Raw genomic sequence first — 19,488 nt, forward strand, 5'->3', positions numbered from 1 at the left:
TCCATCAGGTTTGGTGGCGATAGCGAAGAGGTCACACCCGTTCCCATACCGAACACGGAAGTTAAGCTCTTCAGCGCCGATGGTAGTTGGGGGTTTCCCCCTGTGAGAGTAGGACGCCGCCAAGCTTCTATAAGGATCAGTTCCATGCGGAACTGGTCTTTTTTGTGTTTTTGAGAGGTTTGACACCATATAAATGTGGAAATAATGTTGTTAGTTGAGCGATTATCTTGAAAAATCGATCGAAAAAATTTATAGTAAGATTAAAGTCAAATATAGTCAAAGTCAATGGAGGAGGAGGCGGAGTGGCACAAAATATTTCTGATATCATCGAGCAGTATTTGAAGGAAGTCTTGGATCAGAACGGTCGAGAAATATTAGAAATTAAACGCAATGAAATTGCAGATAAGTTTCAATGCGTACCTTCACAAATAAACTATGTTATCAATACACGCTTTACGAGCGAGAGAGGCTATATCGTTGAAAGTAAGCGTGGCGGCGGTGGCTATATCCGCATCATTAAAGTCAAAATGAATGATGAAGTCGACTTATTGAACAATATTATTTCCCAAATATATCATCGTTTATCACAGGCTGCATCTGATCATATCATCATGCGTCTTGTTGAAAATAACATTTTATCTGAAAGAGAAGCTAAGATGATGATTAGTGTCATGGACCGTTCTGTATTGCATATTGATTTACCTGAACGAGATGAACTGCGGGCTCGAATGATGAAAGCGATGTTAAATGCTTTGAAATTAAAGTAAAGCGGGTGAAAAGATTGATTTGTCAAGAATGTAATGAGAGACCAGCCACTTTTCACTTTACGAAAGTTATAAATGGAGAAAAACAAGAAATGCACATATGTGAACAATGTGCAAAAGAAAACAGTGATTCATATGCTATGAGTGGAAACCAAGGTTTCTCGATTCACAACTTATTATCAGGCTTATTGAATATTGATCCTAGCTTCACCACAAGTGCGAACAAGGGCTCGTCTATTTTTCAAGAAGCGAAAGAAGTGGATCAATGTCCTAAGTGTGGCTTAACCTTTCAGCAGTTCAGAAAAACAGGCCGATTTGGCTGTGCAGAATGCTATCGTACATTTGATCAGTATCTGAACCCTGTTTTACGGAAAGTCCATAGTGGAAATACAGTCCATAATGGAAAAGTCCCTAAACGAATTGCCGGCAGCCTGCATGTCCGCCGGAAACTTGAGTTAATGCAGCAAGAGCTGAAGCAGCTGATTGAACAGGAAGAGTTCGAAAAAGCAGCGGAAGTTCGAGATCAAATTCGTGCATTAGAGCATGAGCAATCTCAGCAGAGGGAGGGAGATTAACGACATGTCGCTCCAGCATTTTATTCAAGACGCTTTAAGTCAGTGGATGAAACAAAAAGGACCAGAAAGTGACATTGTTCTAAGCAGTCGTATCCGGCTAGCGCGCAATCTAGAGCATGTTCGTTTCCCAACTCAGTTTTCTCAAGAAGAAGCTGAAGCTGTTCTCCAGCAATTCGAACAAAAGTTTGCTAGCCAGGAAGTGAAGGACATTGGAAACTTTGTTTTGATTCGAATGAATGAAACGCAGCCTTTAGCAAAAAGGGTACTTGTTGAAAAGCACTTGATTAGCCCAAATTTAGCTGAATCAAGATTTGGCGGCTGCTTGCTTTCTGAAAATGAAGAAATCAGTGTGATGCTGAATGAAGAAGACCATATTCGAATCCAATGCTTATTCCCTGGTTTTCAGCTAGCCAATGCACTAAAGGCGGCTAATCAGGTAGATGACTGGATTGAAGAGCAAGTGGATTATGCGTTTTCTGAAAAGCGAGGATACTTAACAAGTTGTCCGACCAATGTAGGTACAGGTATTAGGGCTTCGGTCATGATGCATTTACCAGCATTAGCGCTCACAAGACAAATGAATCGCATTATTCCCGCAATTAATCAATTAGGTCTTGTGGTCAGAGGAATTTATGGTGAGGGCAGCGAAGCAATAGGGAACATCTTTCAAATTTCAAATCAAATGACACTTGGTCAATCAGAAGAAGACATTGTAGATGACTTGAATAGTGTGACCGCTCAGCTCATTGAACAAGAGCGATCTGCACGAAAAGCGTTATATCAAACATCTAAAATTGAACTTGAGGACAGAGTGTACCGCTCTTTAGGGATTTTGGCCAATTGTCGTATGATTGAATCAAAGGAAACAGCAAAGTGTTTGTCAGATGTGCGGCTTGGAATTGATTTAGGTATCATTAAGGGGCTTTCAAGTAATATACTGAATGAACTCATGATTTTGACCCAGCCGGGCTTCCTTCAGCAATATTCAGGAGGAGCCTTGGAGCCAAATCAACGAGATATAAAACGAGCAGCGATCATAAGAGAAAGGCTGCGCTTAGAAATGCATAGGAATGGACAGGAGGATGAAACGATATGATGTTTGGAAGATTCACTGAAAGAGCTCAAAAGGTATTAGCACTTGCACAAGAAGAAGCCATTCGCCTAGGCCATAAGAATATTGGTACTGAGCACATTTTACTTGGCCTTGTACGTGAAGGCGAGGGCATCGCTGCCAAAGCGTTAGAAGCACTGGGCCTTGTTTCAGATAAAATCCAAAAAGAAGTCGAAAGCTTGATTGGAAGAGGGCAAGAGGTGTCTCAAGCTATTCCTCATTATACGCCTAGAGCGAAGAAGGTTACTGAGCTTTCAATGGATGAAGCAAGAAAGCTAGGTCATTCCTATGTAGGGACAGAACATATTCTATTAGGTCTTATTCGTGAGGGAGAGGGTGTCGCTGCCCGTGTCTTAAATAACCTCGGAGTGAGCTTAAATAAAGCACGTCAGCAAGTCCTGCAGCTGCTTGGAAGCAATGAAACAGGTGCATCTGCGGCAGGCTCTAATAGCAATGCAAATACACCAACACTAGATAGCTTGGCAAGGGATTTAACAGCTATCGCAAAAGAGGACAGCTTGGACCCTGTCATTGGGCGAAGCAAAGAAATTCAACGTGTCATTGAGGTCCTAAGTAGAAGAACAAAAAATAACCCTGTGCTGATTGGTGAGCCTGGTGTTGGTAAGACAGCCATCGCAGAAGGTCTTGCACAGCAAATTATTCATAACGAAGTGCCTGAAATCCTGCGCGATAAACGAGTGATGACACTGGATATGGGAACTGTTGTAGCTGGTACAAAATATCGTGGTGAATTCGAGGATCGTTTGAAAAAAGTGATGGACGAAATTCGTCAGGCAGGAAATATCATTCTCTTTATCGATGAGCTTCATACGCTCATTGGTGCTGGTGGAGCAGAGGGTGCGATTGATGCATCTAATATCTTGAAGCCATCCTTAGCACGTGGAGAGCTTCAATGTATCGGAGCGACAACGTTAGATGAGTACCGTAAATATATTGAAAAGGATGCTGCGCTTGAACGACGTTTCCAGCCAATTCAAGTAGATCAGCCGTCTGTTGATGAAAGTATTCAAATTTTAAGAGGGCTTAGAGACCGATATGAAGCACATCACCGTGTGTCTATTACAGATGAAGCGATTGAGGCGGCAGTGAAGCTGTCTGACCGTTATATTTCTGATCGTTTCCTTCCAGATAAGGCGATTGATTTAATTGATGAGGCAGGTTCGAAAGTCCGTTTACGTTCGTTCACAACACCGCCTAACCTAAAAGAACTAGAGCAAAAGCTGGACGAAGTACGCAAGGAAAAGGATGCGGCAGTTCAAAGTCAAGAATTTGAAAAAGCAGCTTCTCTTCGCGATACAGAGCAGCGTTTGCGTGAAAAAGTAGAAGTCACAAAGAAATCATGGAAAGAAAAGCAGGGACAAGAGAATTCAGAGGTATCTGTAGATGATATCGCAATGGTCGTTTCCAGCTGGACGGGAGTGCCTGTTTCGAAAATTGCTCAAACGGAGACAGATAAGCTTCTGAATATGGAACAATTGCTCCACTCTCGTGTGATCGGACAGGATGAAGCGGTTGTCGCTGTAGCAAAAGCGGTGAGACGTGCGCGTGCTGGTCTGAAAGATCCGAAGCGTCCAATCGGCTCCTTTATCTTCTTAGGTCCAACAGGGGTTGGTAAAACAGAGCTTGCAAGAGCGCTGGCTGAGTCTATTTTCGGTGATGAAGAAGCAATGATCCGTATTGATATGTCTGAATACATGGAGAAACACTCTACATCCAGACTTGTCGGATCACCTCCAGGCTATGTCGGCTATGATGAAGGTGGACAGCTGACTGAAAAAGTGAGAAGAAAACCTTATTCTGTCGTTCTTTTAGACGAGATTGAAAAGGCGCATCCAGATGTATTTAATATCTTACTGCAAGTGTTAGAAGATGGTCGTCTGACTGATTCTAAAGGGCGTACCGTTGACTTTAGAAATACGATTTTGATCATGACATCAAACGTTGGAGCTAGTGAGCTGAAGCGCAATAAATATGTTGGCTTTAACGTGCAGGATGAAGGTCAAAATTACAAGGATATGAAGGGCAAAGTGATGGGCGAGTTGAAACGTGCGTTTAGACCTGAATTTATCAACCGTATTGATGAAATCATTGTCTTCCACTCGCTTGAGAAGAAACATCTAAAAGAGATCGTGTCTCTCATGTCTGATCAATTGACAAAACGATTAAAAGAACAAGACCTATCAATTGAATTGACAGAAGCAGCAAAAGCGAAGATTGCCGACGAAGGTGTAGATCTTGAGTACGGTGCGCGTCCGTTAAGAAGAGCGATTCAAAAGCATGTGGAGGATCGTCTTTCTGAGGAGCTTCTGAAGGGCAATATTGAAAAGGGTCAACATATCGTATTAGATGTGGAAGATGGAGAAATTGTCGTAAAAGCGACGGCTGCTACGAACTAATATAGTAAGAAAAAAAGTGTGAGGCATACCAGCAAGGTGTATGCCTCCCTTTACTTATTTTCTGACCAGTATAAGGAGTTGTATTCTTCAATCTATGGCTAAGACAAAATCAAAATTTATATGCCAATCATGCGGTTATGAGTCAGCCAAATGGATGGGGAAATGTCCAGGCTGCGGCACGTGGAACAGTATGACAGAAGAGGTCGTTCGCAAAGAGCCGGCAAACCGTCGAAGTGCTTTTAACCATTCTGTTCAAACCATTCAAAAACCTTCACCTATATCTGCAATTGAAACATCCGAAGAACCCCGAATTAAAACGAATTTAGAAGAATTTAACCGAGTATTAGGAAGTGGAATTGTCAAAGGCTCTCTTGTTCTCATTGGCGGAGATCCTGGGATTGGGAAGTCCACATTATTATTACAAGTATCAGCACAGCTCTCAGACAAAAATCAGAATGTGTTATACATATCTGGTGAGGAGTCCATTAAACAAACGAAGCTAAGAGCGGACCGCCTTGGCATTGAAAGCGCCTCTTTACATGTTTTGGCTGAAACCGATATGGAGTATATAACGTCTGCTATACAGGAGATGAAACCTGCTTTTGTTGTGGTGGATTCGATTCAAACCGTTTATCAAAGCGATATTACGTCAGCTCCCGGTTCGGTATCTCAAGTAAGAGAATGTACAGCGCAGCTGATGAAGATTGCCAAGACAAATGGTATTCCTATTTTTATCGTTGGTCACGTGACCAAAGAAGGCTCGATCGCAGGTCCACGCCTTTTAGAGCATATGGTGGACACAGTTCTTTATTTTGAAGGCGAGCGTCATCATACGTTTCGTATCTTACGGGCGGTCAAAAACCGATTTGGTTCAACGAATGAACTAGGAATATTTGAAATGAGAGAGGAAGGGCTCACGGAAGTATTAAACCCATCAGAAATCTTTTTAGAAGAGCGGTCGGCAGGTGTATCTGGTTCGTGTGTTGTTGCCTCAATGGAAGGAACAAGACCCGTACTTGTCGAGATACAGGCGTTAATTTCCCCGACAAGCTTTGGGAATCCGCGAAGAATGGCCACTGGCCTTGATCATAATCGAGTATCGCTGCTTATGGCAGTTTTAGAAAAACGCGTGGGGCTGCTACTGCAAAACCAAGATGCGTATTTAAAGGTCGCAGGGGGTGTGAAGCTTGACGAACCGGCGATTGACTTAGCTATTGCCGTCAGTATTGCATCAAGCTTTAAAGACGCAGCGCCGCATCAAGCGGATTGCTTTATAGGAGAGGTCGGTCTGACGGGAGAAGTCAGAAGAGTATCAAGAATTGAACAGCGAGTGCAGGAAGCTGCGAAACTAGGATTTAAGCGAATGTTTATTCCTCAGGCGAATATAGACGGATGGAAAAAGCCGAGAGGGATTGAGTTAGTTGGTGTAGAAAATGTAGCGGAGGCACTTCGAATTTCACTAGGGGGATCATAGAAATGGAAAAAGAGAAAAAAGGAGCGAGAGAACTCGATCTCTTAGATATTGTACAGTTTGTGGCACCAGGAACTCCTCTGCGGGCAGGGATTGAAAACGTCCTGAGAGCCAATACTGGCGGGCTCATTGTTGTTGGTTATAATGACAAAGTAAAGAGTGTGGTAGATGGAGGATTTCACATTAATTCTGCCTTCTCCCCAGCACATTTATATGAATTGGCGAAGATGGACGGAGCCATTATTCTTAGCGATTCTGGTCAAAAAATCTTGTATGCGAATACACAGTTGATGCCAGATGCAACCATCCATTCATCGGAAACAGGCATGAGGCATCGTACGGCTGAACGTGTAGCGAAGCAGACAGGCTGCTTAATTATTGCCATTTCTGAACGGAGGAACGTCATTACCTTATACCAAGGGAATCGTCGTTATACGCTGAAAGATATTGGCTTTATTTTAACAAAGGCCAATCAAGCCATTCAGACACTTGAGAAATATAAAACCATTTTAGATCACGCCATTTCTGCGTTAAGCGCCCTAGAATTTGAAGAGCTTGTGACCTTTGGTGATGTATTATCCGTGCTGCACCGCTACGAAATGGTACTCAGAATCAAAAATGAAATCAATATGTATATCAAAGAGCTCGGAACAGAAGGACACTTGATTCGTCTGCAGGTCAATGAGCTGATTACAGATATGGAGCAGGAAGCGGCTTTATTTATTAAAGATTACGTGAAAGAAAAGATCAAAGATCCGTATGTGCTGCTTAAACAACTTCAAGATATGTCGAGCTTTGAGCTTTTAGATGATTCCATTCTGTACAAGTTACTTGGATATCCAGCTTCTACAAATATTGACGAATATGTGTACACAAGAGGATATAGATTGCTCCATAAAATCCCTAGACTGCCAATGCCAATCGTCGAAAATGTGGTTGAAGCATTCGGTGTGCTAGATCGAATTATGGAAGCAGATGTACAAGAATTGGATGAAGTAGAAGGAATTGGAGAAGTAAGAGCGAAAAAGATAAAAAAAGGATTAAAAAGGTTACAAGAAAAACATTACATTGACCGTCAGCTTTAAGAAGAGAAATTTTTCTCTATTACGGTTAAAAATGGATGAATATGGGTATATTAATGATGGTTTTGTTTTCTGTTACTCATGATAGGAAACTTAAACATATATTAATGTCAGATGAAGGTGGATTGACAGATGAAAAATAAAGGAGGTGAAGGTATGTTAAAAAGAATCGTTCAGGCGTTTTTTATCATTTTGGGTGCAGTTGTGGGGATTTTTATCATTCCAGAGTTATTTCTGCTTTTAAATGTAAAGGACATACCTTTCATAACAAATGCTTACTCTTCAGCACTAATAGGAGCCATTGTGTTCTTCATCATTGGTAAATGGTGCACAGGTTATGTGGTAAATTGGGTGAAATGGATCGAGGATTCTCTATTGAAGGCGCCTCTTCCTGATCTTATATCTGGAAGTTTCGGATTAGTATTTGGACTTATTCTAGCATATCTTATTGTAAACGTGATCCCGCTAAACAATATCCCATATCATATTTTTGGTACCATTATTCCGATTTTCCTGGCTTTCTTTTTAGGATACCTTGGATTTCAGGTAGGCTTTAAGAAGAAGGATGAAATGATAGGGCTGTTCTCCCGATCTGCAAAGGTCACAAAGAAAAAGGGAGCAGCTGATGATGAACCTGAAATAGAAGATAAAAAGCTGAAAATTTTAGACACAAGTGTTATCATTGATGGAAGAATCGCAGATATTTGCCAAACTGGATTCTTAGAAGGCGTTATGGTCATTCCTCAATTTGTGCTCGAGGAATTACAGCATATTGCAGACTCTTCTGATGTATTAAAGAGAAATAGAGGCCGAAGAGGTCTTGATATTTTAAATCGTATTCAAAAAGAATTGGATATCAAAGTTGAAATTTACGAAGGTGACTTCGAAGACATTCAAGAGGTTGATAGCAAGCTTGTGAAGCTCGCTAAATTAACTTCAGGTGTTGTTGTGACCAATGATTTTAATTTAAATAAAGTATGCGAACTTCAAAAAGTAGCAGTGTTAAACATCAATGATCTAGCCAATGCCGTTAAACCGGTTGTACTGCCTGGGGAAGAAATGAAGGTACAGGTCATTAAAGACGGGAAAGAGCATAACCAAGGTGTTGCTTACTTAGATGACGGTACAATGATTGTGGTCGAAGAAGGACGCAATTACATTGGAAAAGACATCGATGTGCTCGTCACTAGTGTGCTGCAGACTGCTGCTGGAAGAATGATTTTTGCGAAGCCAAAACTTCTGGAGAAGGCGCTCTAAAGGGAGAACGAACATGTATTATGAAGTAGTTATTCCGGCTGCGGGGCAGGGGAAACGAATGAAGGCCGGCCGCAATAAGCTTTTTATTGAGCTGAAAAGAATGCCGGTCATCATTCATACACTAAAGGTGTTTGACGCTCATGCGCAATGCAAACGCATGATCCTAGCGATCAATGAAGAGGAGCGTCAAGACTTTGAAAGGCTACTCAAGGTACACGCTTTTCAAACGCCTGTTTCACTTGTCACTGGCGGTGAAGAACGTCAGCAAAGTGTATACGAAGGATTAAAGGCTGTGAAAGATGCGGACATCGTGCTTGTTCATGATGGGGCAAGGCCTTTTATTAAGCATACACAGATTGACTTGCTCGTTAAAGCAGCGATTGAAAAAGGCTCCGCAGTTGTAGCGGTACCAGTGAAAGACACAATCAAACGCGTTCAAGAAGGCAAAGTGGAACAAACCATTGAACGTCAGAGCTTGTGGGCAGTCCAGACCCCACAAGCTTTTCGTCATTCTATTTTAAAAGAGGCGCATGAATATGCGGAGCGGACAGGCTTCCTTGGAACAGACGACGCCAGCCTTGTTGAACAATTACATGGCGAGAATGTGTATATTGTCCAAGGAGACTATACCAATATTAAGCTGACAACACCGGATGATTTATTGGTTGCCAAGGCTATTATGGATGCGGAAAGAGGGTACTAGATCATGTTGAGAATAGGACAAGGCTTTGATGTACATCAATTAACAGAGGGGAGACCTCTGATTATCGGCGGGGTCACCATCCCTTATGAAAAGGGACTGCTAGGGCATTCAGACGCTGACGTACTGCTTCACACAGTGGCAGATGCCTGCCTAGGTGCGATTGCTGAAGGAGATATCGGCAGACATTTCCCGGACACTGACCCTGAGTTTAAGGATGCAGATTCTTTTAAATTATTGCAGCATGTGTGGGCACTTGTGAAAGAAAAGGGCTACACACTTGTGAATATTGACTGCACCATCATGGCGCAAAAGCCAAAAATGGCACCTTACATTCAACCAATGTGTGAGAAAATCGCAGAAGCACTTGAGGCAGATGTCACACAGGTGAATGTCAAAGCAACAACGACAGAAAAACTCGGTTTTACAGGAAGAGGCGAAGGAATTGCTTCTCAGGCAACAGTGCTTCTTCAGAAAAAGTAAAATCCATTTTGATGAGAATGGGTTTTGATGATAAAATACGTTTATAAAAAATTGGTGTCAGACAACATGATGCAGATGAAAGGAAGTTAAACTCATGGGAAATGAAGTGCGTGTTCGTTATGCACCGAGTCCAACTGGTCATTTACATATTGGGAATGCTAGAACGGCTCTTTTCAACTATTTGTTCGCACGCAGCCAAGGCGGCAAATTTATTATTCGAATCGAGGATACGGATCAAAAGCGTAATGTAGAAGGCGGGGAGGAAAGCCAGCTTCGCCACCTGCAATGGCTCGGTATTGATTGGGATGAGAGCATTGATAAAGATGGCGGTTACGGTCCTTACAGACAATCAGAGCGTAATGATATTTATAAAAAATATTATGATGAGCTGCTAGAGAAGGACTTGGCGTATAAGTGCTATTGTACAGCAGAAGAGCTAGAGGCAGAGCGTGAAGCACAGATCGCCCGCAGCGAAATGCCTCGATATTCTGGTAAATGCAGTCATTTATCAAAAGAAGAAGAGGACAAGTTGATTGCTGAAGGAAGAGAGCCAAGCATCCGCTTCCGAGTACCAAAAGGAGAAATCATCAAATTTGACGACATGGTCAAAGGTGATATTTCATTTGAAACAGACGGCATTGGTGACTTTGTTATTGTGAAGAAAGATGGCACGCCAACTTATAACTTTGCAGTAGCCGTGGATGATCATTTGATGGAAATGACTCACGTTCTTCGCGGAGAGGATCATATTTCAAATACCCCTAAACAAATCATGATTTTTAATGCATTTGGCTGGGATGTTCCGCTATTCGGACATATGACGTTGATTGTGAATGAGAACCGCAAGAAATTAAGTAAACGTGATGAATCGATTATTCAATTCATCGAGCAATATAAGAATCTAGGCTATTTACCTGAAGCACTGTTTAACTTCATTGCATTACTTGGATGGTCTCCAGTAGGCGAAGAAGAACTGTTTACAAAAGAGCAATTCATCGACATTTTTGATGTGAACCGACTTTCTAAGTCACCAGCTCTATTCGATATGCATAAACTAAAATGGGTGAACAACCAATACGTGAAAGCACTTGATCTTGATCAGGTTGTGGCATTAACACTTCCGCATCTTCAAAAGGCAGGCAAGGTAAGTGAGCAGCTGACTGAAGAAGAAAACACGTGGGTACGCAAGCTTATTTCTCTGTATCACGAACAATTAAGCTACGGAGCAGAAATTGTTGAGTTGACAGAGTTGTTCTTTAAGGAGCAAATTGAGTATAATCAAGAGGCAAAGGAAGTTCTAGCAGAGGAGCAAGTACCAGAAGTCATGGCATCTTTTGCAGGTCAGCTTGAACAGCTTGAGTCTTTCACACCTGATGAAATCAAGGCTGCCATTAAAGCGGTACAAAAAGAAACAGGGCATAAAGGCAAGAAACTATTCATGCCGATTCGTGTAGCTGTCACAGGACAAACGCATGGCCCAGAACTTCCGCAAAGTATTGAATTACTAGGTAAAGAAACGGTATTAAACCGCATTAAACAAATATAAGGAAATCGTTGCGAGGGAGAAGTACAATGTACTCGGCCATCACAGAAAGAGTCTCCACCGGCTGAAAGAGACTTATGGGCAGACGTTGGAAATGCACCCTCAAGACCCTTGAGGAACACGTAAGTTAGTATGCAAGGGCGGTACCCTCCGTTATGGGATTAAGTTGAGAAGGCTTCAAGATAAGTGGCTTTCTAAACAGAGTGGAACCGCGTTTTCAAAACGTCTCTGTCATATGGCAGAGGCGTTTTTTATTTGTCCAAAAAAAGAGAGCAAGTCCTAAGAGAGATTGATGGGGAAGAACGGGGGGAGCATGTGTTTTTCAAAATGCTGAAAGAAGATATTGATACTGTGTTTGATCAAGATCCTGCTGCTAGAAGCTATATTGAAGTAGTGCTAACCTATTCAGGGCTTCATGCGATTTGGGCTCACCGTATTGCGCACGCATTTTATAAGCGGAAGCTGTATTTTATTGCGCGGATCATTTCTCAGGTCAGCCGCTTTTTCACAGGGGTGGAGATTCACCCAGCGGCAACCATTGGCAGGCGGTTCTTCATTGATCACGGCATGGGCGTCGTGATCGGGGAAACATGTGAAATTGGAGACAACGTCACTGTTTTCCAAGGCGTGACATTAGGGGGAACAGGGAAAGAAAAGGGAAAACGGCATCCGACCATTTTAGACGATGCCCTCATTGCGACAGGTGCAAAGGTGCTAGGTTCCATTACAGTTGGAAAAGGAGCCAAGATTGGAGCAGGGTCGGTCGTGTTAAAGGACGTACCCGACCATTCCACCGTTGTCGGTATACCTGGGCGAGTCGTCGTTCAAAATGGAAAGAAAATCAATCGTGATCTCAATCATCAAGATTTGCCAGATCCAATTTCCGATCGTTTCAAAGAATTGGAACGAGAAATGGAAAAGCTAAAAGGTGAGCTGGCTTCATTGAGCAGAAAGGAAGAACAATCATGACAATCAATATTTATAATACATTGACACGGAAGAAGGAAGAATTTGTCCCGCTTGAGCCAGGAAAGGTCAAGATGTATGTGTGTGGACCAACGGTTTATAACTACATTCATATCGGGAATGCTAGACCTGCTATTGTTTATGACACTGTACGTAAGTATTTGGAATACAGCGGTTACGATGTGAACTTTGTATCAAACTTTACAGATGTGGATGATAAACTCATCAAAGCAGCCAACGAACTCGGAGAAGATGTGCCGACAATTGCTGACCGGTTTATCCAGGCCTACTTCGAAGACGTCAGTGCACTAGGGTGCAAAAAAGCAGACCTTCACCCTCGAGTGACGGAAAACATGGATGATATTATTGCGTTTATTGCCACATTGATTGAAAAAGGCTACGCCTATGAAGCAGATGGCGACGTGTATTACAGCACACGCTCATTTGAAGGTTATGGAAAGCTTTCTCACCAATCAATTGATGAGCTGAAGACAGGTGCCCGTATTCGTGTAGGTGAAAAGAAACGAGATGCACTGGACTTTGCTCTTTGGAAGGCTGCAAAGGATCAGGAAATCTCTTGGGATAGCCCGTGGGGCGAAGGACGCCCAGGCTGGCACATTGAATGCTCGGCAATGGTCAAAAAATATTTAGGTGATACGATCGATATTCATGCTGGCGGACAGGATTTAACATTCCCGCACCATGAGAATGAAATTGCCCAATCTGAGGCTTTGACAGGGAAGCCTTTTGCGAAGTATTGGATGCATAACGGGTATATTAATATCGATAATGAAAAAATGTCAAAATCACTTGGCAACTTTGTGCTGGTGCATGACATTGTGAAAGAACAAGATCCTGATGTGCTCCGCTTCTTTATGTTGTCGGTTCACTATCGTCACCCAATTAACTACTCAATGGATTTATTAGAAAGTACAAAGAGTGCGTTTAACCGACTCAAGACATCGTATGCGAATTTACATCATCGTCTAGAGAGCAGCACAAATATCACGGAAGACAATGCTGAATGGCTGGCAAAAATTGAAGAGCAGCGTGCGACATTTATTTCTGAAATGAATGATGACTTCAATACGGCAAATGCGATCTCTGTTTTATTCGAATTAGCGAAACAGGCGAATTATTATATGGAAAATGATCATACTTCGGAGGAAGTGATCAAGGCATTTATCGGCTTGTTCCAAGAAATCACGTCTGTTCTTGGCTTCTCATTAGAAGAAAAGCACACGCTTGACGAAGAGGTTGAAGCGTTAATTGAAAAACGTAATGAAGCTAGAAGAAATCGTGACTTTGCTCTATCTGATCAAATACGTGATCAATTAAAGAACATGAATATTGTGTTGGAGGACACTCCTCAAGGTACTCGCTGGAAAAGAGGAGAATAGGCAATGTTGAATTTTGAAAAGCTGAAAGACGGTAAACAGCTGAACGGACTTGCGCTAGCTTATATGGGTGATGCCATTTTTGAAGTATATGTGAGGCATCACCTCCTCCAAACGGGGGCGACAAAACCAAATGAGCTGCACAAACGAGCAAGCAAAATTGTTTCAGCTAAATCACAGGCTGCTATTTTATTTACGCTTCAGCAGCAAGGCTTTTTCACTGAAGCAGAGGAAGCGGTGCTGAAAAGAGGAAGAAACGCAAAATCAGGCACAGTGCCTAAAAACACAGACGTTCAAACGTATCGTTATAGTACAGCGTTTGAAGCGCTCATGGGTTATTTATTTATCGAAAAGCAGGACGAACGCTTAGAAGAGCTGATTGGTCAGGCGATTGAAATCGGAACGTCAGGGAGGAAGACAAATGAGTCAGCAACATGATTATGTCATTGGGAAAAATGCAGTGATTGAGACACTGAAGTCAGATCGGGAGTTATACAAGCTCTGGATGGCAGAAAACACTGTAAAAGGACAAGCCCAGCAGGTCATTGAACTCGCTAAAAAGCAAAATATCACCATTCAGTATGTTCCGAGGAAAAAGCTTGATCAAATGGTTACAGGTCAGCACCAGGGAATCGTTGCACAAGTAGCAGCATATGAATATGCAGAATTGGACGACCTGTATCAAATCGCTGAAAAGCGGAATGAGCAGCCTTTCTTTCTGATTTTAGATGAAATTGAAGACCCGCATAATTTAGGATCTATTATGCGTACAGCAGATGCTGTAGGTGCACACGGGATTGTCATTCCGAAAAGGAGAGCGGTCGGTCTAACAACAACAGTTGCTAAGGCATCGACTGGAGCAATTGAGCATATTCCTGTCGCAAAAGTGACCAATCTTTCAAGAGCCCTTGATGAAATGAAAGAAAGAGGAATCTGGGTTGCGGGAACAGATGCGTCTGCTAAACAGGATTACAGACAATTTGATGGCACAATGCCGCTGGCTCTTGTGATTGGCAGTGAAGGAAAAGGAATTGGCCGATTGATAAAGGAAAAGTGTGATTTTCTGATTAAATTGCCTATGGCCGGGAAGGTTACTTCGTTAAACGCATCAGTTGCCGCTGGTTTATTGATGTATGAAGTGTATCGAAAACGTTATCCGTTAGGAGAATAGAGATGGATATCCTCTTAGTCGATGGATACAACATGATAGGTGCATGGCCTCAGCTGCAGCACTTAAAGGAAAACAGCTTTGAAGAAGCCAGAGACGTGCTGATTCAACATTTAGCAGAATATCAAGCATACACAGGGTATCGAGTCATTGTCGTATTCGATGCCCATATGGTCAAAGGAATTGAAAAAAAGCGGACCAACCACCGAGTAGAGGTCATTTTTACAAGAGAGAATGAAACAGCGGATGAGCGGATTGAAAAGCTGGCGCAGGATTTGAATAATATTCGGACGCAAATTCATGTGGCAACCTCAGATTTTACGGAACAATGGGCTATTTTTGGACAAGGAGCTCTTCGGAAGTCGGCTCGTGAGCTTTTAAGAGAGATTGAAGTGATAGAACGAAAGATTGAAACGAGGGTCAAAAAGATTACTTCTGATAAACCAGCATCTAAAATTGAATTGTCAGAAGATGTATTGAAAACGTTTGAAAAATGGCGGCGTGGGAATCTGGAATAGCTTGACGATATTTCAACCATTAATGTATAATATTTCTATCTAGGTGCGGTCGGGGGGATCGAAGTGAATCTAAACAACAGCAAGGGTAAGTCCATCAGAGAGCAATTTTGCCAGTTGGAAGATGAACAAGTCATTGAAAGGGTTCATGTCGGAGATAGTGATGCGCTAGATTATTTAATAACGAAATACCGCAATTTTGTACGTGCGAAAGCAAGATCCTATTTCTTGATAGGAGCGGATCGAGAGGACATTGTCCAAGAGGGAATGATCGGACTTTATAAGTCTATCCGCGATTTCAGAGAGGACAAGCTTACTTCATTTAAGGCTTTTGCAGAATTATGTATTACCCGCCAAATTATCACCGCAATTAAAACAGCTACTCGCCAAAAACATATCCCGTTAAATTCCTATGTATCATTAGACAAGCCGATCTACGATGAAGAATCGGACAGAACATTATTGGATGTCATTTCCGGTGCTAAAGCGCTTAACCCAGAAGATTTAATTATTAGCAAAGAAGAATTTGATGATATCGAAATGAAGATGGGTGAACTGCTAAGCGAGCTGGAAAGAAAGGTACTTGTGCTTTATCTTGATGGCAGATCCTATCAAGAGATTTCTGAAGATTTAAACCGTCATGTGAAATCAATTGATAACGCACTCCAAAGAGTAAAGAGAAAATTAGAGAAATATTTAGAGCTTCGCGAGATTAGTCTCTAATCAAACCTATATTGACAGCTTTTTCGACACTGTGATAAGGTACTAATGAAATGATGTCGAGAAAATAGGTGTAAATATGAGGAAAAAGATTACTCTAGCCTGTAAAGACTGCGGAAGCCGCAATTATACGACAATGAAAAGTGTTGCTTCAGCAGCTGAAAGATTAGAAGTTAAGAAATATTGCAAGACTTGTAATTCACATAAAACACATTTAGAAACGAAGTAAGATTTGCGTTCTTTAATCTGTGGAGGTCTTTTACATGCGTATTATCAGTTTCTTAAAAAGTGTCGGAAAAGAAATGAAAAAGGTCAGCTGGCCAAAGAAGAACGAAATGGTCCGCTACACAATCACTGTTATTTTAACAGTCGTATTCTTTGCCATCTTTTTCTCTTTTCTTGATATAGGAATCTCACAATTAATCGAATTAATTCATTAATACTTGAATAATGGTCTGCTGAACGTGCTATAATAGATCATAATATGACTTGCCAAAAAACCCGTTTTACGGGTTTTTTCAATTGCTTGAAAATATTTACCGGTACTCGAGATTCGTCAAATAGACATTATGAAATGTGGGGAGGGAAGGACTAAATAGTCCTGAACGAAAATGGAAAAGAATTGGTATGTTGTGCATACGTACTCTGGCTATGAAAACAAAGTAAAAGCGAACTTGGAAAAGCGTGTTGAATCAATGGGCATGCAGGATAAAATCTTCCGCGTAGTCGTACCAGAAGAAGAAGAAACGGATATTAAAAATGGTAAGAAAAAAGTTGTCAAAAAGAAAGTATTCCCTGGCTATGTCCTAGTGGAAATCGTGATGACTGACGACTCTTGGTATGTCGTTCGTAATACACCAGGTGTCACTGGATTCGTTGGATCAGCTGGATCAGGCTCAAAGCCGACTGCGCTGCTGCCAGGCGAAGCTGAAACCATTCTGAAGAGAATGGGTCTTGAAGAACGCAAAACAGAAATCGACTTTGAACTGAAAGAAACAGTTAAGGTCATCGATGGACCATTTGCTAACTTCACTGGCTCTATTGAAGAAATTGATTACGATAAAAGCAAAGTCAAAGTATTCGTTAATATGTTTGGTAGAGAAACACCTGTTGAACTTGAGTTCACGCAGATCGATAAATTGTAATTCAAAAGAGCTTGAAATGAGTGTATAGAAGTGGTAATATAGCAAAGGTACGTCTTGAGTTCGCTCAAGATCGCTAGCTAGTTATTTCGTCATTCATATAAAGAATGAAGTTGTTGAGTGGGAGGGGGATTCCCCTATTACCACATCACGGACTTTAAGGAGGTGTGTCTCGTGGCTAAAAAAGTAGTTAAAGTTGTTAAATTGCAAATTCCTGCTGGAAAAGCTAACCCAGCTCCACCAGTTGGACCTGCACTAGGTCAAGCCGGTGTTAATATCATGGGATTCTGTAAGGAGTTTAACGCTCGTACAGCTGACCAAGCTGGTCTTATCATTCCTGTTGAAATTTCGGTTTTTGAAGACCGTTCATTTACATTTATTACTAAAACTCCACCTGCTGCAGTTTTACTTAAAAAAGCAGCTGGTATTGAGTCTGGTTCTGGTGAACCTAACCGTAATAAAGTGGCAACTGTTAAGCGTGATAAAGTACGCGAAATCGCGGAAACAAAAATGCCTGACTTAAACGCTGCTAGCGTTGAATCAGCTATGCGCATGGTTGAAGGTACTGCACGCAGTATGGGTATTGTCATCGAAGATTAATTTTTTGTCTTGTTGGGTTGCGAGTTTGGTTTTGACAAGTTCGCAACCCTTATTCGTGGGAGGTTATTCCGCTAAAACCACATAAGGAGGATTTTTATAATGGCTAAAAAAGGTAAAAAGTATGTAGAAGCTGCTAAGCTGATCGAACGTACTAAAGCGTATGATGTAGCTGAAGCTGTTTCTCTTACAAAAAAAGCAAATACAGCGAAATTTGATGCGACTGTAGAAGTTGCTTTTCGTTTGGGCGTAGACCCTCGTAAAAACGATCAACAAATCCGCGGTGCAGTTGTACTTCCTAACGGAACTGGTAAAACTCAACGCGTTCTTGTGTTCGCTAAAGGCGAAAAAGCAAAAGAAGCAGAAGCTGCTGGAGCAGACTACGTTGGAGATTCTGATTACATCACTAAAATCCAACAAGGCTGGTTCGATTTCGATGTAATCGTTGCGACACCTGACATGATGGGTGAAGTTGGTAAGATCGGTCGTGTACTTGGACCAAAAGGTCTTATGCCAAACCCTAAAACAGGAACTGTAACGTTCGAAGTTGAAAAAGCAATCAATGAAATCAAAGCTGGTAAAGTAGAATACCGCGTTGATAAAGCTGGTAATATCCACGCGCCAATCGGAAAGGTTTCTTTCGAGGACGAAAAGCTTGTTGAGAACTTTGCAACAATCTATGACACAATCCTTAAAGCAAAACCTGCAGCGGCTAAAGGTGTATACGTGAAAAACGTTTCTGTTACATCTACTATGGGCCCTGGCGTGAAAGTGGATCCATCTTCTTTCTCTGCAAAATAATTCTTGACTTATGACAACCATTTTGATAATATCAAAATGTTGTAAAATAGAATAATGTCCATTTATACCGTAGACAGCAGGGGCCTTATGGCTTAATTAACCCGCCGAGGTGTATATGTCACAGTCTTACGTTAACGTATGCTTGTATATACAGCCTCCATGTCTTAATGGAGGCTTTTTATATGGAGAACCGTTCGTTAGGAACGTGATGGCCTAATCGGTATAAGTGTTACACAAAGAATGTACAGGAGGTGTAACCATGAGCAATGCAATCGATACTAAAAAAGTTGTCGTTGATGAAATTACTTCTAAATTTAAAGATAGTATGTCTACTGTCATTGTAGATTACCGCGGTCTTTCAGTTTCTGAAGTGACTGAACTTCGTAAACAGCTTCGTGAAGCTGGCGTAGAATTCAAAGTTTACAAAAACACTTTGACTCGCCGTGCAGTTGAACAAGTTGAACTAACGGGTTTAAACGATTTCTTAACAGGTCCAAACGCTATCGCATTCAGTAACGAAGATGTTATCGCACCTGCGAAAATCATCAACGAATTTGCGAAAAGCCACGAAGCTTTAGAAATCAAAGCTGGTGTCATCGAAGGAAACGTAGCGACTGTAGAAGAAGTGAAGGCTCTTGCGGAACTTCCGTCTCGCGAAGGCTTACTTTCTATGTTGCTTAGCGTTCTTCAAGCTCCAGTTCGTAACCTTGCTCTTGCTACTAAAGCAGTTGCAGAACAAAAAGAAGAACAAGGCGCTTAATGCCTACTTTACGTTTACG

The 19,488-nt window shown here is 41.8% G+C and carries 22 protein-coding genes, 1 rRNA gene and 2 other annotated features; all 23 genes read left to right on the plus strand.

Features of this window, described 5'->3' with window-relative positions:
- The first annotated feature begins 9 nt into the window (after positions 1 to 9).
- A 5S ribosomal RNA gene (rrf, locus tag ACLGGR_RS18130) occupies positions 10 to 125 on the plus strand.
- 177 nt (positions 126 to 302) lie between these two features.
- Positions 303 to 767 (plus strand): CtsR family transcriptional regulator, encoded by a 465-nt coding sequence (locus ACLGGR_RS18135; RefSeq protein ID WP_003217184.1) that lies wholly within the window; start codon positions 303 to 305, stop codon positions 765 to 767.
- A 14-nt stretch (positions 768 to 781) separates the two neighbouring features.
- Positions 782 to 1,339, plus strand: a complete 558-nt coding sequence (gene mcsA / locus ACLGGR_RS18140) for a protein-arginine kinase activator protein McsA (protein ID WP_024425862.1) — start codon at positions 782 to 784, stop codon at positions 1,337 to 1,339.
- A 4-nt stretch (positions 1,340 to 1,343) separates the two neighbouring features.
- Complete coding sequence (gene mcsB / locus ACLGGR_RS18145) at positions 1,344 to 2,435, plus strand: protein-arginine kinase McsB (protein WP_323650726.1); 1,092 nt, start codon at positions 1,344 to 1,346, stop codon at positions 2,433 to 2,435.
- Entirely contained in the window at positions 2,432 to 4,867 is a 2,436-nt protein-coding gene (gene clpC / locus ACLGGR_RS18150; protein ID WP_048240170.1) for an ATP-dependent protease ATP-binding subunit ClpC, read from the plus strand. Before mcsB ends, clpC begins: the two co-directional genes overlap by 4 nt.
- A gap of 94 nt (positions 4,868 to 4,961) precedes the next feature.
- On the plus strand, positions 4,962 to 6,341 hold the full coding sequence (gene radA, locus ACLGGR_RS18155) for a DNA repair protein RadA (protein WP_025092231.1): 1,380 nt from the start codon (positions 4,962 to 4,964) through the stop codon (positions 6,339 to 6,341).
- 2 nt (positions 6,342 to 6,343) lie between these two features.
- Positions 6,344 to 7,423: a DNA integrity scanning diadenylate cyclase DisA gene (disA, locus tag ACLGGR_RS18160; protein ID WP_024425581.1), complete on the plus strand. Its 1,080-nt coding sequence runs from the start codon at positions 6,344 to 6,346 to the stop codon at positions 7,421 to 7,423.
- 153 nt (positions 7,424 to 7,576) lie between these two features.
- Positions 7,577 to 8,677 carry a PIN/TRAM domain-containing protein gene (locus tag ACLGGR_RS18165; protein WP_041084746.1) on the plus strand — a complete coding sequence of 367 codons (1,101 nt, stop codon included), beginning with the start codon at positions 7,577 to 7,579 and terminating at the stop codon, positions 8,675 to 8,677.
- Between the two features lie 13 nt (positions 8,678 to 8,690).
- Positions 8,691 to 9,380 (plus strand): 2-C-methyl-D-erythritol 4-phosphate cytidylyltransferase, encoded by a 690-nt coding sequence (ispD, locus tag ACLGGR_RS18170; protein ID WP_003217158.1) that lies wholly within the window; start codon positions 8,691 to 8,693, stop codon positions 9,378 to 9,380.
- Positions 9,381 to 9,383: 3 nt separating this feature from the next.
- Positions 9,384 to 9,860: a 2-C-methyl-D-erythritol 2,4-cyclodiphosphate synthase gene (gene ispF, locus ACLGGR_RS18175; RefSeq protein ID WP_003216928.1), complete on the plus strand. Its 477-nt coding sequence runs from the start codon at positions 9,384 to 9,386 to the stop codon at positions 9,858 to 9,860.
- Positions 9,861 to 9,954: 94 nt separating this feature from the next.
- On the plus strand, positions 9,955 to 11,406 hold the full coding sequence (gene gltX / locus ACLGGR_RS18180; protein WP_323650731.1) for a glutamate--tRNA ligase: 1,452 nt from the start codon (positions 9,955 to 9,957) through the stop codon (positions 11,404 to 11,406).
- Positions 11,406 to 11,636, plus strand: a binding site (T-box leader). Its footprint overlaps the gene before it by 1 nt.
- 82 nt (positions 11,637 to 11,718) lie before the next feature.
- Positions 11,719 to 12,372, plus strand: coding sequence for a serine O-acetyltransferase (gene cysE / locus ACLGGR_RS18185; RefSeq protein WP_034283914.1), 654 nt, complete (start codon positions 11,719 to 11,721; stop codon positions 12,370 to 12,372).
- On the plus strand, positions 12,369 to 13,769 hold the full coding sequence (cysS, locus tag ACLGGR_RS18190) for a cysteine--tRNA ligase (protein ID WP_034283904.1): 1,401 nt from the start codon (positions 12,369 to 12,371) through the stop codon (positions 13,767 to 13,769). The genes cysE and cysS overlap by 4 nt, the downstream gene beginning before the upstream one ends.
- Before the next feature lie 3 nt (positions 13,770 to 13,772).
- Positions 13,773 to 14,204: a Mini-ribonuclease 3 gene (locus ACLGGR_RS18195; protein WP_024425587.1), complete on the plus strand. Its 432-nt coding sequence runs from the start codon at positions 13,773 to 13,775 to the stop codon at positions 14,202 to 14,204.
- Entirely contained in the window at positions 14,188 to 14,937 is a 750-nt protein-coding gene (gene rlmB, locus ACLGGR_RS18200) for a 23S rRNA (guanosine(2251)-2'-O)-methyltransferase RlmB (protein ID WP_024425588.1), read from the plus strand. Before ACLGGR_RS18195 ends, rlmB begins: the two co-directional genes overlap by 17 nt.
- A gap of 2 nt (positions 14,938 to 14,939) precedes the next feature.
- Positions 14,940 to 15,452 carry a ribosome-dependent mRNA decay endonuclease Rae1/YacP gene (gene rae1 / locus ACLGGR_RS18205; RefSeq protein WP_024425589.1) on the plus strand — a complete coding sequence of 171 codons (513 nt, stop codon included), beginning with the start codon at positions 14,940 to 14,942 and terminating at the stop codon, positions 15,450 to 15,452.
- A gap of 63 nt (positions 15,453 to 15,515) precedes the next feature.
- Positions 15,516 to 16,172, plus strand: coding sequence for an RNA polymerase sporulation sigma factor SigH (sigH, locus tag ACLGGR_RS18210; RefSeq protein WP_008345424.1), 657 nt, complete (start codon positions 15,516 to 15,518; stop codon positions 16,170 to 16,172).
- A 76-nt stretch (positions 16,173 to 16,248) separates the two neighbouring features.
- On the plus strand, positions 16,249 to 16,398 hold the full coding sequence (rpmG, locus tag ACLGGR_RS18215; RefSeq protein ID WP_008356502.1) for a 50S ribosomal protein L33: 150 nt from the start codon (positions 16,249 to 16,251) through the stop codon (positions 16,396 to 16,398).
- Between the two features lie 34 nt (positions 16,399 to 16,432).
- Positions 16,433 to 16,609, plus strand: a complete 177-nt coding sequence (gene secE, locus ACLGGR_RS18220; RefSeq protein WP_008345422.1) for a preprotein translocase subunit SecE — start codon at positions 16,433 to 16,435, stop codon at positions 16,607 to 16,609.
- A 171-nt stretch (positions 16,610 to 16,780) separates the two neighbouring features.
- The gene (gene nusG / locus ACLGGR_RS18225; RefSeq protein WP_003217197.1) at positions 16,781 to 17,314 is read left to right on the plus strand and encodes a transcription termination/antitermination protein NusG; all 534 of its coding nucleotides are present in this window, start codon (positions 16,781 to 16,783) and stop codon (positions 17,312 to 17,314) included.
- Between the two features lie 171 nt (positions 17,315 to 17,485).
- Positions 17,486 to 17,911 carry a 50S ribosomal protein L11 gene (gene rplK / locus ACLGGR_RS18230; protein ID WP_003216956.1) on the plus strand — a complete coding sequence of 142 codons (426 nt, stop codon included), beginning with the start codon at positions 17,486 to 17,488 and terminating at the stop codon, positions 17,909 to 17,911.
- A gap of 99 nt (positions 17,912 to 18,010) precedes the next feature.
- Positions 18,011 to 18,709, plus strand: coding sequence for a 50S ribosomal protein L1 (gene rplA / locus ACLGGR_RS18235; protein ID WP_003217271.1), 699 nt, complete (start codon positions 18,011 to 18,013; stop codon positions 18,707 to 18,709).
- Positions 18,710 to 18,758: 49 nt separating this feature from the next.
- Positions 18,759 to 18,899: a sequence feature (ribosomal protein L10 leader region), on the plus strand.
- A gap of 69 nt (positions 18,900 to 18,968) precedes the next feature.
- Entirely contained in the window at positions 18,969 to 19,469 is a 501-nt protein-coding gene (rplJ, locus tag ACLGGR_RS18240; RefSeq protein ID WP_041084739.1) for a 50S ribosomal protein L10, read from the plus strand.
- Positions 19,470 to 19,488: the final 19 nt, after the last annotated feature.

The sequence above is a fragment of the Bacillus sp. BD48 genome, assembly GCF_046566805.1.
Classification (GTDB): domain Bacteria; phylum Bacillota; class Bacilli; order Bacillales; family Bacillaceae; genus Bacillus; species Bacillus safensis.